Origin of the sequence: Corynebacterium sp. LK10, assembly GCF_008042455.1 — a bacterium.
Taxonomy (GTDB): domain Bacteria; phylum Actinomycetota; class Actinomycetes; order Mycobacteriales; family Mycobacteriaceae; genus Corynebacterium; species Corynebacterium jeikeium_D.
The window spans coordinates 128,563-142,633 of the sequence record NZ_NOVT01000002.1 but is presented as its reverse complement, the minus strand read 5'-3'; the positions used below and the strand labels follow the sequence as shown (position 1 = coordinate 142,633).

General features: G+C 59.0%; 11 protein-coding genes. 6 read left to right on the top strand and 5 right to left on the bottom strand.

The window, feature by feature from the left end; all coding sequences use genetic code 11:
* The first annotated feature begins 19 nt into the window (after positions 1-19).
* Both CHU70_RS00675 and CHU70_RS00670 read left to right on the top strand, forming a co-directional pair.
* Complete coding sequence (locus CHU70_RS00675) at positions 20-1,372, top strand: maltokinase N-terminal cap-like domain-containing protein (protein WP_147719345.1); 1,353 nt, start codon at positions 20-22, stop codon at positions 1,370-1,372.
* A 60-nt stretch (positions 1,373-1,432) separates the two neighbouring features.
* Positions 1,433-3,349: an ABC transporter ATP-binding protein gene (locus tag CHU70_RS00670; RefSeq protein WP_147719344.1), complete on the top strand. Its 1,917-nt coding sequence runs from the start codon at positions 1,433-1,435 to the stop codon at positions 3,347-3,349.
* 57 nt (positions 3,350-3,406) lie between these two features.
* Here the strand turns inward: CHU70_RS00670 and CHU70_RS00665 are convergent, their stop codons facing one another.
* On the bottom strand, positions 3,407-4,366 hold the full coding sequence (locus tag CHU70_RS00665; RefSeq protein WP_147719343.1) for a diacylglycerol kinase: 960 nt from the start codon (positions 4,364-4,366) through the stop codon (positions 3,407-3,409).
* Positions 4,367-4,590: 224 nt separating this feature from the next.
* Here CHU70_RS00665 and CHU70_RS00660 point away from each other — a divergent pair, with 224 nt between their 5' ends.
* The 3 genes from CHU70_RS00660 (at position 4,591) to CHU70_RS00650 (ending at position 9,739) form a co-directional block, all read left to right on the top strand.
* Positions 4,591-6,285, top strand: coding sequence for an FAD-binding oxidoreductase (locus tag CHU70_RS00660; RefSeq protein ID WP_147739737.1), 1,695 nt, complete (start codon positions 4,591-4,593; stop codon positions 6,283-6,285).
* A 622-nt stretch (positions 6,286-6,907) separates the two neighbouring features.
* The gene (locus CHU70_RS00655) at positions 6,908-8,491 is read left to right on the top strand and encodes a glycerol-3-phosphate dehydrogenase/oxidase (RefSeq protein ID WP_049189384.1); all 1,584 of its coding nucleotides are present in this window, start codon (positions 6,908-6,910) and stop codon (positions 8,489-8,491) included.
* Positions 8,492-8,587: 96 nt separating this feature from the next.
* Entirely contained in the window at positions 8,588-9,739 is a 1,152-nt protein-coding gene (locus CHU70_RS00650; RefSeq protein ID WP_049189383.1) for a MalY/PatB family protein, read from the top strand.
* 8 nt (positions 9,740-9,747) lie between these two features.
* Here CHU70_RS00650 and CHU70_RS00645 read toward each other — a convergent pair whose 3' ends face one another.
* The 4 genes from CHU70_RS00645 to CHU70_RS00630 form a co-directional block, all read right to left on the bottom strand.
* Entirely contained in the window at positions 9,748-11,106 is a 1,359-nt protein-coding gene (locus CHU70_RS00645) for a phosphatase PAP2 family protein (protein WP_070595537.1), read from the bottom strand.
* 280 nt (positions 11,107-11,386) lie between these two features.
* The gene (locus CHU70_RS00640) at positions 11,387-12,253 is read right to left on the bottom strand and encodes a 3-hydroxybutyryl-CoA dehydrogenase (protein ID WP_005510660.1); all 867 of its coding nucleotides are present in this window, start codon (positions 12,251-12,253) and stop codon (positions 11,387-11,389) included.
* 187 nt (positions 12,254-12,440) lie between these two features.
* On the bottom strand, positions 12,441-13,058 hold the full coding sequence (locus CHU70_RS00635) for a hypothetical protein (protein ID WP_048732750.1): 618 nt from the start codon (positions 13,056-13,058) through the stop codon (positions 12,441-12,443).
* Positions 13,058-13,381, bottom strand: coding sequence for a putative quinol monooxygenase (locus tag CHU70_RS00630; RefSeq protein WP_038629105.1), 324 nt, complete (start codon positions 13,379-13,381; stop codon positions 13,058-13,060). The genes CHU70_RS00635 and CHU70_RS00630 overlap by 1 nt, the downstream gene beginning before the upstream one ends.
* A gap of 106 nt (positions 13,382-13,487) precedes the next feature.
* On the opposite strand from CHU70_RS00630, the gene CHU70_RS00625 reads away from it, so the two are divergent.
* Entirely contained in the window at positions 13,488-14,042 is a 555-nt protein-coding gene (locus CHU70_RS00625) for a gamma carbonic anhydrase family protein (RefSeq protein WP_005510604.1), read from the top strand.
* Positions 14,043-14,071: the final 29 nt, after the last annotated feature.

The following is a 14,071-nucleotide window of genomic DNA, read 5'->3' as shown; positions in this document are numbered from 1 at the left end:
GAAAGGCGAATGAACTGAAATGACTATTCCCACCGCCGATTTCATTGCCGAAGAGCTGGCAGACACACTGGTCAGGATGCGCTTTTTCGCTGACAAGGTCTCCGACATCGACCACGTCGAGATCCTCGCGCTTGACCCCGTACTGCGCGACAATCCCAACAGTCCCGATGTCGATATCGCATTGGTGAGAGTGCACACCGCCCATTCCGCACCGACCTATCAGCTGCCCATCGCTTGGGCGCAGGACGTCCCCGAGGGCCACGAACAGTCCCTACTGGTTCGCGCCGACGGCGTCGTCGGCTACGACGCTCTGATTGATTCGGACGCCATCACGGCACTCGGCCAGAAGCTTTCCGACGAAGGCAAGCTCGGCCGCATGGAACTGCGGCGTGTGCCGGGCTCTGAGCAGCCCCGACCGGAATCCGGCCGCCCTATGGGAGTAGAACAGTCGAATACCTCGGTCATTTTCGACGACCGCGTGATGTGCAAGTTCTTCCGTCGCCTCTACCCCGGCACTAATGCCGATGTGGAGCTGCTGGCCGCACTAGCCCAGGCGGATTGCAAGTTCGTCCCTGAGCTCTACTCCTGGGTAGAGACCACCATTGGCGAGGACGCCTACACCACCGCCATGCTGCAGGAATTCGCACCGAACTCGGTCGATGGCTGGGAGCTGGCTCTCGGCGCAGTCCGCGACGCCATCCGCGACGCCCAGACCCCGCTGGAAGATTTGGGCACCGACTTTACCTCCGAAGCCCGTGCGCTCGGCGAAGCAGTGGCCTCGGTGCACAGCAGCCTCGCCGCCGCTGTCGCGGTGAAGAATCGCCTGACCGGTGCGGAGTTGGTGGCTCCCCTGCGTGCTCGCCTGGACTTCGTCGCTGGTGTGGTGCCACAAATTGCGGAGGTCAAGGATAAGGCGCAGGCTATCTTCGATCGCGCAGAGGCTGCGGTACCGGAAGGTGGTGCCGTCGTCCAGCGAATCCACGGTGATCTGCACTTGGGGCAGGTATTGCGCACTCCAAGCTCATGGCGCTTGATTGACTTCGAAGGCGAGCCGTCGCGCCCGTGGGAGGAGCGCCGTCTGCCGGACCACCGCCTGCGCGATATCGCCGGCATGATTCGATCCTTCGATTACGCCGCTCACTACCCGCTGCTGACGGGACGTGAGGACACCGAGGCAGCGACCGAGCGTGTTGAGCAGTGGGCTCGCCGCAATATCGATGCCTTCTTGGAAGGCTATGGCGACAGCAGCGACCCGGTGCTGTTGGAAGCGTTTGTTCTGGATAAGGCCATCTATGAGTGCCTTTACGAAGCCCAGAACCGTCCCAACTGGCTGCCGCTGCCGCTTCGTGCTGTGCGCTCGCTGTTAGGATAGGGCTCTTGTCGCAGTAATTTCATAGCGGGGAGTCATCATCCCGCAAGATAGAGGTCTTTCGTGCGTCTGCTCAGCAGAATCCTATCCACCACGCGAGTGCTCTGGCCTTTCTATATCGGGGTCATCATCTGTTCGCTGGCCACCGCCGCCGCGTCGTTGATTAGCCCCTTCCTCATCCGCGATGCCACCGACGCCATCGTCGGCGCGGTGTCCAGCGATGAAGGCTTGAGCCAAGCGGCGATGTCCAACACCACTCGCACCGTGATTTGGCTGGTCATCGGACTGCTGATTGCCGATCTGACGCAAACCATCGTGCATAACATCGGTGGTTACCTGGGCGATGTGATGACTGCGCGCATGCGCGAGATTCTGTCGACCCGTTACTATGCAAAGCTGCTGTCTCTGCCGCAGCGCTATTTCGACAGCCAGGTCACCGGCACAATTATCGCCCGCCTGGAACGCTCGATTACCAATATCACGCAATTCCTCCAGGCGTTTTCCAACAACTTCTTCCCGATGTTGTTGACCGTCGGTGCAGTGCTGGCCATCACTGCTTGGTACTACTGGCCGCTGGCCGTGCTGCTGATTATCGTTTTCCCGGTCTACACCCTGCTCACCGCGTTGACGTCGAGACGCTGGCAAAAGGTTGAAGCCAAGAAAAACGAACAAATCGATATCGCCGGTGGCCGTTTTGCCGAGGTCATCGGCCAGGTCAAGGTTGTTCGATCCTTCACCGCGGAGCTGCGCGAAATCGCTTTCTTTGGTTCCCGTTTCCGCCGCACCATCTCCCTGACCCACGAGCAGTCAACGTGGTGGCACCGCATGGATGCCCTGCGCGGCGGCATTTTGAACGTCATCTTCGCAGGTATCTACCTGCTGCTTTTCCTGCGCACGCTGTCGGGCGAATTCTCCATCGGCACCATGGTCATGCTCATTCAGCTGATTAATATGGCGCGCCAACCGGTGACCATGATGAGCTTCTTGGTCGACGCTGCCCAGCGCGCAGTCGCCGGTTCCCGGGACTACTTCAAGGTCATGGAACTTACCCCAGAGGCTCGCACGCAGCCGGAGCTCCTCAATGCGGCGACCGCGAATAACGGCGACTTCGCCCCCGCATCTGTTGGTTCCATCTCAGCCAACGCCGCTAGCGACAGCGCCTACCGCTCCTCCCTGGAACGCGCAGCCGAGCAGGAGGCTATGGACGCTCCCGTCGTCGACTTCGATGCAGTGGACTTCGCCTACGAAGAGGACAAGCCGGTGCTCTCCAACGTCAGCTTCCAGGCGTATTCAGGCCAAAAAGTCGCTTTGGTCGGCGAATCGGGTGGCGGCAAGTCCACCATCGTCAACCTGCTGCTCGGCTTTTATGCCCCGACCGCAGGCCGCTTAAGCGTTCTGGGGTCGGATGTCTCCGAGGTTTCCGGTTCCACTCTGCGCGCCGGCTCTGCCGTCGTGTTCCAGGACTCCTCGCTGTTCTCCGGCACGATTCGAGAGAACATCGCCTACGGCAAACCCAACGCTACCGATGAGGAAGTCATCGCTGCGGCCAAAAAGGCCAATGCCGACGACTTCATTCGCAGCTTCGCCGACGGCTACGACACCACTATTGGTGAGCGCGGGCTAAAGCTCTCGGGTGGCCAGAAGCAGCGCATCGCTATTGCGCGCGCAATTTTGAAGGATGCTCCCCTGCTCATCCTGGACGAGGCCACTTCGGCGCTGGACACCAAGGCAGAACGCGAAGTTCAGCGTGGCTTAGACAAGCTGATGGAGGGGCGCACCACGGTTATCATCGCCCACCGCCTGTCCACGATTTCCGATGTGGACACCATCGTTACGCTGCGTGACGGTCACGTCGACGAGGTGGGCGCACCCGCCGAATTGGCACAGACTGACGGTATCTACGCCGAGCTGCTGCGCCTGACGGCCTCGGCTTCTGCGGCGGATCGTCTGCGCCTGAAGAGCTACGGAATCAAGGGGTAAAGCGCCGTCGTCAAGCATGCGGGAAAAGCTTGACGACGAGAACCCCCTTGCGTTCTTTTACGGACGGGGAACGATGTAGCGGCCAGCGCCTGGGACGATTTCCACCGTGACTGGCATCGGGAACATGAGGTCGCCGTCAGCGTAGGCATTCATCTGGCGTGGTGGGCCGATATATTCCACGTAAGCCTTCTTAGCGCGATAGGTGCTGACCTCACCGATTTTTTCAACGGTGCCGTCGAAGACGGACTTGAAAGCAAGGGCGGCCTTGATCCGTCCGGCCTTGCCGATGACGGTGATGTCCATCAGGCCATCGGAGTGGTCTGCAGACGGACAAATCTTCATACCACCGCCGTAAGAACGGGTGTTGCCGAAAGCGGCCAGCGTGATGGGATCTTCGAGAACCCGATGGTCATCAAGCGTGATGCGAAACGGCAGGGAGTGGAAAGCCAAGAATTCGCGGACGATGGCCAGGTTGTAGCGGTTGCGGCCGTGTGGCCAGGTCATCTGATTGACGCGGTCGGAGACAATGGAGTCGAAGCCGGCACACATGATGGTGCCGAACCAGCGCCAGTCCCCTGTTGCGCTCGTAATGCGGCCGAGGTCAGTGGTTGTCCAGAAACCGTCGGCGATAACGTGAGCAGCATCGCGAGCATTGCCACGCGGCAGATTGTATTCACGGCCGTGGTCGTTTCCGGTGCCAGCGGGGATAATGCCGAGGGGGATGCCGGTCTGTGCCTGTTCCTGCAGCGCGAGGTTAATCATGCCGTCGCCGCCGCAAACTGCCAAGGCATCGATTCGGCCGTCGGCGATGACCTCACGAATGAGCTTGCGGGCGTCGTCGGGGTTAGCACCTTGGAGAGCGATGACATCGATGCCGCGATCCGCGAACACCCGGCTCGCCCGGGCGGACGCAATCTGCGAGGCGCCATGACCCGCGTGGGGGTTAGTGACCAGAGCAAGGGTACGAATCTCAGTTGTTCCCAGCGGGTAGTTGAGATCCTTGTCGTTAGCGTTCATCGAAGAAATACCTACTTTTACGTGGGCTTTTGACCGGTCAATACTGGCCTTTATGGGAGTGCGTTAATGCATCTAACTAAAGCTTACCAAGATTGATTGACATTTTTTGAGAAAACGTAACGTAATACCGCTATAATAAAAGATGTAAAGATGTACTTCCGCGCAAGTTACATATAATTCCGCAGTTCAGACTCGCAGCACCGATGCCCAAGGAGAAGCTCAGGATGTCTAACAAGCTCACGATTCCGTACCGCATGCGCTGGTGGGGCTGGGGTGTTGACGGCAACGACAAGCCAATCACCACGGCCAGCGAGAAGCTACTGCAGCGCGAAATCGGTATGTCGTTGGACGCAAACAACCCGCCGCGCAACATCGCCGACGTCACTATCCCCAATAGTCGCCTCAGCGCCGAGGATATCGAAGCCCTGGGCGCTGTTGTCGGCGCGGATGCCGTCGCCACCGACCACGACACCCGCGTCAAGCACGCGGTCGGACGCTCCTACCCCGACCTGGTTCGCCTTCGCGCAGCCAAGCTCGATGTCGCCCCAGATGCTGTAGTGCTACCGAAAACTGAAAAGCACATCGAAGACCTGTTCAAGGTATGCGCTGAGCGCAAGATTGCAGTCGTCCCCTTCGGTGGTGGCACCTCGGTCGTCGGCGGCGTGGAGGCTGTTGACGGAGGCATGGGTAAGGCCATCGCAGTGTCCATGACCGCCTTTAACAAGATCATCGACATCGACAAAGTCGCTGGCACTGTCACCGCCCAGACCGGCGTTTTCGGCCCCGACCTGGAAAAGGAGCTGTCCAAGGCCGGCTTCACCGCTAGTCACTTCCCGCAGTCCTTCGAGTACTCCACTGTCGGCGGTTGGGTTTCCTGCCGCTCGGCAGGCCAAGAATCCTCTGGTTACGGTCGTATCGACCGCAACGTGATTGGCATGCGCGTCGTCACGCCAGCCGGCACCATGGAATTCCGCGACATGCCGTCGTCGGCATCCGGCCCGAACCCGCGTGAGCTTTTCCTGGGTTCGGAGGGCACCCTGGGCATCATCACGCATGTGACGATTGCCCTGAATCAGCGTCCACAAAAGGAGATGCTCTTCGACACCTACTTCTTCAACTCCTTTGAGGAAGCCGCCGAGGAGCTGCGCAAACTGGAGCAGAGCGGCAATATCCCGCACCTAGCACGCATCTCCGACGAGAAGGAGACGCTGTTCGGCCTCACTCAGCTGGGCTCCGCCAGCATGTCCGAGAAGGTCACAAAGTACCTGAAGCTGCGTGGCATCGACACCCCGTGCATGGTGATTCTTGGCTTTGCGCAGACGGATCCGGTCGGCGCCCGCGTCACCCGTGAGCGCCTGGCCGCTCGCCTGCTGACCAAGAAGTGCGTCCGCATGGGCTCCATCCCGGGCATGGCTTGGGTTAACCACCGCTTCTCCTCGCCGTACCTGCGCGATGTCATGATGACTCGCCGCGTCGGCGTCGACACCCTGGAGACCGCCACCACCTGGGATAACGCCGCTACACTGCGCCGCGAAATCGCCTCCGCAATGGAAGCCGCTGGCGAGAAGCACGGCACCCCGGTGTACGTCTTCTGCCACATCTCGCACATGTACGAATCCGGCTGCTCGCTGTACTTCACGTACTTCTTCCGCGAGACCGAGGGCGAGATCCTCCAGCAGTGGATGGACATCAAGACTGCGGCATCAGAGGCCATGATGAACTTCGGCGGCACCATCACGCACCACCATGGCATTGGCCAGGATCACAGCCCGCAGTACTACGAGGAGAACACCGAGTTGTTCGCCAAGGTCATGCGCGCAATTAAGGACGAACTCGACCCTGCTGGCATCCTCAACCCGGGCAAGTTGGCTACCGGTCCGCGCTCCTTGGAAGAGCGTTACGACGGCAACATGATTTAACCCTGTTGCCGCCGGCTTCGGCTAGCGAGCTAGACTGACCAGTTCGCTGGCGTAGATTTCCGGCGACGTTGGGCCGTCATAAATAAACAGTGAAACGTAATCGTCAAGGGTAAAAGATTCAAGTGCTGCGGTCATTGTCGCTGTCGCTTCTTCCTGGGATCCCAAGCGAAGATGCCCGGATAGTGGGATGGTCGGCTCAATCGGTGCGATTTCGTCCGTGCGACCGCAAACAGCGTGGCGTTTTAAATACCTAAGCGTGCTTTTCTAGTTACGACCTGTCTGGGGTGGCACGGACTGGAGACAGCAGCAACACATCTGCAGCGATGGTGCAATAGCAGCGAAAGCTCGGTTCATGGACTCAGAGCGGTTGGACGCTGGGTGCATAGCCATCGAGGTGTCTCCTTCCTTGTAATCCCGGGAAATGATTCGCAACTAAGAAAGATTTCTTGAATCAATATCCGTGCCGGTCGTTGATAATGAACAACTTAGTCTATTTCTAAGCGCCTTGCAATGGGGTACGCCCGAAATAGTTCACACTCACTACGCACTCCACAACTTCATCACTTACGCCAGATAGTTTCATCACTATTACCGTCTTCGGGAAAGTCGAGGAAGAAAGACTATGACTGCCACGCACGCTCCTCAGCGCGATCGCTCAGCTGCGGTTTTGAACAAGGCTCGTCGGCAAGCGGACTTGAATCGTCTACGCGAAGAGACCGTTAAGGGCGACATCCCAGATCTGCTGGTCATCGGCGCCGGTATTACTGGTGTCGGCATCGCTTTAGATGCGGCGTCGAGGGGTTTGACGACCGTTCTCGTCGAATCGAAGGACCTAGCTTTCGGCACCTCTCGTTGGTCATCGAAGCTCGCCCACGGGGGCTTGCGCTACCTTGCCAGCGGCAATGTCGGTATCGCTCGCCGCTCAGCTATTGAACGTGGTGCGCTGCTCGACGTCACCGCTCCGCACCTAGTGCGTAACCTGCCGCAGGTTGTACCGGTGATGGATAACTTTGCACCGTTGACCAGGGTTTTGCCGCGTTTAGGCTTTTTGGCCGGTGACTTTCTGCGCATTATCGCTGGTACCTCCGCCACTACCCTGCCATTGTCCCGCACTGTCAGTTCCCGCCGAGTCAGCCAGCTTTCGCCGACCGTCCGTAAGCGCGACGTGAAATTCGGCTACGTCAACTACGACGGTCAGCTGCGTGACGACGCACGCTTGGTCACCGCTATCGCTCGAACCGCCGCTAGCTACGGTGCAACTATCTTGACCCGGGTCCGCTGCGAGACTGCCTCTGGAACGAGCGCCACACTAAGCGACGAGCTCACTGGCGATTCCTTCGAGCTGCCGGCTCACGCTGTGGTCAATGCCACTGGTGTGTGGGCCGCAAACCTAGCGACGAACATCAAGATTCGCCCATCTCGCGGCACGCATCTGGTTCTTGACGCCGCGAAGCTAGGCAACCCTACCGGCTCTCTGACGGTACCGGTTCCTGGTCACACCAACCGTTTCTGTTTTGTCCTTCCCGCAGAGCACAACCGCGTCTACATTGGCCTGACCGATGAGGATGCACCGGGCCCGATTCCGGACGAGCCGGAAGTGCCGGAGGATGACATCGTTTTTCTGCTCGATGTCATCAACCAGGCACTCGAGGTTCCGCTCACTCGTGACGATGTCATCGGTGCTTTCGCCGGCCTGCGTCCGCTCATCGACGCCGGCGAGGCACACACCGCTGACCTCTCCCGCGAGCACGCCTTGTTGGAGGCCCCGAACGGCCTGATTTCCATTACTGGGGGCAAGCTCACCGAGTACCGTCTAATGGCGGAGCAAACCGTGGACAAGGTTGCGGAAAAGCTCGGTGTTTCGCTTGCTCCGTGCTCCACCCGCACCATCCCTGTGCTGGGCTCCGAGCCAGAGGAGCTCGACCGCGCTCGCACCGCTGCCGCTGCCGGCCGTATCCCGATGCCGCTGTTTAACCGCTACGGTGCCGAATCCTTCGAGGTCATCGAATCCTGTCCGCTCGACCGACCGCTCGACCCGGTAGCGGAGGGTCTCGATGTCACCCGCGCCGAGTTCGCCTGGCATGTGACGCACGAGGGAGCTCTCAGCGTCGACGATATTCTCGATCGCCGCACACGTCTGGGGCTGGTCAAGGCTGATCGCGAAGCTGCCCTGCCAGCTGCTCAGGAGGCACTGGGGCTGGCCTAGCGCTGGCCATTGCCGCGGCTGCTTCTGATGCGGCCGTAGCTACTGGTTAAAGCAGGGGTCTTCGGGCTTCCCGCTTTTTCTGTATACACGGAAACTATGAGTGTAAATAACGCTGTCACTTTCCCCTCCCTCGATGAACTCCGCTCCCGCAGGACAGTCAAATGGACCGCATATTCACCGGACGTGCTGCCACTGTGGATCGCCGAATCCGATGCCACAACCTGCCCTGCCGTCAGTGCCGCAATCGACGAGGCGTGTCAGCGCGAACAATTCGGATACCTCTCGCAGGACATCACCGCGCTTACGACCGCAACCGCGGACTTTTCTGCACAACGCTACGGATGGCGCCCGAACCCCGACAATATCTTTGCCGTCGCTGACGTCGTCCGCGGTGTCACACTCGCGGTTGAACGCTTCACCCGCCCCGATTCCGCAATTGTCGTCCCCACTCCCGCCTACATGCCGTTTTTCCAGGTAGGTCCCGCGCTGGGACGCGAGACAGTGTGCATTCCCACGCTTGCCGACGGCCCGGATCTCGGCGCCCTCGAACGCGCCTTCGCCGACGGTGCCGGTTGCCTGATCTTGTGTAACCCGAATAATCCTCTCGGCTTTACCTACTCCCCCGAAAAACTGCGTGAGATTACCGATTTAGCCGCTCGCTTTGGTGCGCGCGTTATCTCAGACGAGATTCACGGCCCAGTTGTTCTAGATGGCACTCACACTCCAACCGCGTCGGTGTCGGATACCGCGGCGGCCGTGACTATCACGGTGACTGCTACCTCGAAGGGCTGGAATACCGCCGGCCTCAAGTGTGCGCAAATCATCTTTAACGACGAAGATGCCAAAACCTGGCTGGAGCTGCCCTTCATTGTTCGCGAAGGCGCTTCTATTCTTGGTGTCGTCGCGGCCACCGCCGCCTACCGCGATGGCGTGCCCTGGCTGGACAATTTTGTCGATGTCCTGCGCACCAACCGTGAGACTCTGCGAACACGTTTGTCCACTTTTGCGCCACAGGCTCGCTTTACCCCACCGCAAGCATCATTTTTGGCGTGGTTGGACTTGGGTGACGTGCCTGGTGTTGACAGTGAGGACCCAGCTGCGTGGCTGGTTGAAAACGCCAAAATAGCACTCAACCCCGGCTTCGCATTCGGCGAAGGCGGGGTTGGGCATGTGCGGCTTAACTTTGCGACCTCCCCGGAAATCCTCGGTGAGGCCCTGGACCGTCTTGACGCGGCCCTGCGCTTGTAGTTGACGTTTTAGTTGGTGACAGTGACGCTGCCGTCGGCGTTGACAACAACGTTGGCGGCCAGAGCGCGAGCCAGGTTCATGCGAACGTGCTGGCCCTCACCGTCAGTGCGATCGAGCGGGTAGCCGGATGGGATTGCGGTCTGAGCGAGGACGGAGCTGCGCTGTTCCTCAGTCAGCTGCGGGAAGCGGGTCTCCAGCAAACCTGCGTAACGCTTCGGAACAACAACTGGCTCGTTAGCCGGGCCAACCTGCTTGAAGTCGTAGGTCATGCGTTCGGTGTACTGCTGAACGGCAGCTGCGGTGCTCATGTACGGAGTGTCCTTGGCAACGCAGTTGGCGATGGTGTCGCCACAGCGGTACTCGAGCTCCGTACGCAGCTCATCCATGGCTTCTTCGATGAGTGGGCGGAACTCTGGGTCTGCCCAACGATCAGCTGCGGCCTGGTTGCCCATCATGCGGCCGCCCATAACGTCCAGCGGGTAGTGGACGCCCATGACAAGGCGAGAATGACCAGCCTCGGACGCACGCGCCTGAATCTGCGGTGCAACCTCCGGCAGCATCATAGCCAGCATGGTTGAAGTCCATGCAGCCTTGTTGGTGTGGCCCGACGGGTAGGACGGGGTGGTCGAGTACGGGTCGTCCTGACCTTCGCGGTAGTAGCGCTCGATGCGCTCCGGCGCCACCACAAACGGGCGATCGTAGCCGTAGACGTACTTCTCGAAGAAGGTCGAGCTGACCAGACCGCCGCCGCGAGCAAGGTTGCCGGACAGCAGGGCCTTTACCTTCGGCAGGCGATCCTCGTCGTAGGCATCACGGAAGTGCTGGCCCAGGTTTGCACCGAAAGCAGTGGAAATATTGGCCAGTGGGTCCAGGTAGTCGTCATCAAGAGCGAGTTCCTGTGCCTGCGGTTCATTCTTGGCAGCGTTGTTAATGCGGACGACCGTTTCGAGGTTCTGGTCCATAACCTCTGGGTGGTTCTTCTCCAGCTCCACGAAAGGATGCACAACGTAGAAGTAGAACCAGTTATCGGTGGCGGCATCCGACGGGTACGCGCGTGCAATCTGGTCCGGGCGATACGAGGTTGGCTTCGGCGCATTCGGGTCGGTGTTTTCACCGGAAGATGACGGCAGCGAGATGGAATCCGGGACCTCGAAGCCACCGCCGGGGAGCTTGATTCCCTCTGGAGCGGCCACATTAGCTGGAAGATCAGAAACAGAGTCCAGGCGGTTGCCGAGCTCGGCCAACGGGTTGACCGGAGCTGCCACGGCCGTTGCCGGTGTAAGCCCCATTACAACTGCCATTGCTGCGGTAGCAGCGCCGACGCGAGTACGTGTTGCAGTGCGCTTGTGCGGCTTCAAAGAAGACACTGAAGCATTCCTTTCCAGATTGCTGCGTGGGAGGCACCAGTTGTGAAGTGCTCTATAAGCCAAGGTCTGACAAAATCTTCACTTATGTTAAGCGCACTGTGAGGTTTCGGCGCGTTGAAAAGAAACAAGTTTTCAAAATGCTAGGGCCAATCGTGGGAACTTTCCCCCTCAGACTCCGGATTTTCACTGATAAATGCATAAAAGAAACCGGTTGGCGGGATAAAAGCCCGTCAACCGGTAAGAATTCAATACTCGCCCCAAACGGGGCTAAAAGCGTGGACTACTTGGAGTAGTCGTAGAAGCCACGGCCGGACTTGCGGCCGAAGTGACCCGCCTCAACCATGCGCTTGAGCAGCGGAGGTGCCGCGTAAGTCGGCTCCTTGTACTCATCGAACATGGCATCGGCAATGAACTTGATGGTGTCCAGACCAACCATGTCGGCCAGAGTCAGCGGACCCATCGGGTGCGCACAGCCATTGACCATTCCGGCATCGATGTCTTCTGCGGTAGCAATGCCGTCCTGCAGCATGCGGATAGCGCCGAGGATGTACGGAACCAGCAGGGCGTTAACAATGAAGCCCGAGCGATCCTTAGCGCGAATGACGGTCTTGCCCAGCGCCTCGGAAGCGTACTCGTACGCACGCTCCGACTGAACATCACCGGTCGTCAGAGTAACGACATGCTCTACCAGAGGCAGAACGGGCACCGGGTTGAAGAAGTGCAGACCCATGACGCGCTCCGGACGCTTGGTGGCTGCGGCAATGGACTGAATCGGCAGCGAGGAGGTGTTGGAAGCCAGGATGGCATCGTCCGACTCAACAATCTCATCGAGCTGCGAGAAGACGCTGGCCTTTACTTCCGGGTTCTCCACGATGGCCTCGATGACCAGCTCACGGTCAGCGAAGTCCTCCAGCTTGGTGGTGAAGCTAATACGTCCCAGAATCTCATCACGTGCAGACTGCTCTAGCTTGCCACGGGAAACGGCCTTATCCAGTGACTTTTCAATACGGGCGCGACCGGACTCAAGGAACTCCTCCTTGGCCTCCCAGACCTTGACATCGCTACCGGCCTTCGCACAGACCTCAATAATTCCGGAGCCCATCTGACCGGCGCCGACGATACCTACTCGCGAGATACTATTTGCCATTGGCGTGTTTTCCTACCTTCTACTCTGGGTTATTAGCCAGCATTGTGCTTCATCCGAGTGCGCATTCGCTTGACGACGATCACAGCGCACTGGCTTTATTTACACGCTACTCACTTCCCCGGTTCCCCGGGCACGCTTTGCAGGACTTTTTACTTGAATTTCCCCCCCCACGAGCTTTGGGCAGCGGCTAGTACTGCATACGTTTTTCCAGCGCCTGCTGAATATCTTCCAGCTGCTGCTGAGAAGAGCGTGCCAACTCTTGCAGGTCGTTTCCGCCATGCTTTTCCAGCTCTTCCCACTGTCCGAGCATCTTATCCAGGCTGCCTTCCATCAACGTCAGATAAGCCATATCTGCGTGTGGCCCCTCCTCGTTCTCGAGGCGAGTCATGGTGGCGGTGTCGAGCTTGGTCTCCGACGGATCAACATCGACGCCGAGAGTCTTGACTAGCTGCGCTTCCTCTTCAGCAAAGATTGGCTCCGCCTGCTGCGCAATCTTTCGAGTCTCTTCCGAGACCGATTCCTTTGCAATTAGTGTCTGCGATGCTTTCTTCAGCGCCGCAGTATCTGCCGCCAGCTGAGCCAAGTTATCCCGAATGGCGGCAGTGGAGGCAACAGCACTCTGCTCCTGGCTTGACTGATTTTGGCTACCCTCCAGGGCTGCCTCATCGCTATCCCCACAAGCACTGAGACCAACGACGAGAGCAGAGGCCAGCACAGCGGAGCCAATACGCAGGCCACGCCCAATCAGAGAATAGGTGTCACTGCTGGAAGCGGCTGCGCTATCGCGAATGGTGTCTGAGGACATTAGTCGACCTGCAGCTCGCCCATGCGATCCCAGTCCTGCTTATCTGGCAGTACCTGCGAGACAATCTTCGGGGTCTCAGCGAGCAGCGGCTTCATCGCCTCCAGGCCCTTGGCGAAGTGCTCGGAATTGACGTGGGCTTCACCAGCGTCATCATCGAATGCCTCGACGAGGATGTACTGGTTGGGGTCTTCTACGCTGCGGGACCATTCAAACCACTTGTTGCCAGCCTCTGCGCGGGTGGCAGCGGTGAACTCAGCGACGTGGTCCATCCATTCGTCGGCAAATTCCGGCTTAACTTGGTAATTCACAACGATAAAAATCATGTCGCCCACTGTAGGCGCGTCCAAGCAGAATTGCACCCTTCGACGAATAGAGTTTCGCTGAGAATTTTTCTTACGCTGACCTCAGGTGACAGTTATATTGGTTTGTATGATGAACACTCCGCTCATTCTCACCTACCAAGATAAGACCCCACGCATTCATTCCAGCGCCTGGATTGCGCCCGGCGCGGTCATTATCGGTGATGTCGAAATCGGTGCGGATAGCTCCGTGTTCTACGGTTCTGTTCTCCGAGGAGACGTCGCACCGATCCGCATCGGCCAGCGCACCAATATTCAGGACAACTCCACAGTCCATGTCGACCGAGGTGTGCCCACAATTCTCGGCGATGATGTCACCGTCGGACACATGGCCTTGGTCCACGGCACCACGGTTGAAAATGGTTGCCTCATCGGCATGAAGTCCACCCTGCTTTCGCGTTCCCGTATCGGCGCTGGCAGCCTCATTGCTGCAGGTGCCGTGGTGTTGGAAGATCAGATTATCGACCCCAGGTCGCTGGCTGCAGGCGTTCCCGCCAAGGTGCGTCGTGAACTCTCCGCCGAGGAAGCAGAGGGCTTCATCGCCCATGCAGGGCGTTATGTGGAAACAGCGTCCAACCACCGCCACCTCCGCGAGGTCGACCTGGATATGGTGACTTTTAACTAGGCGGCTGCCGAGGCGCCTAGCTAAGCGGC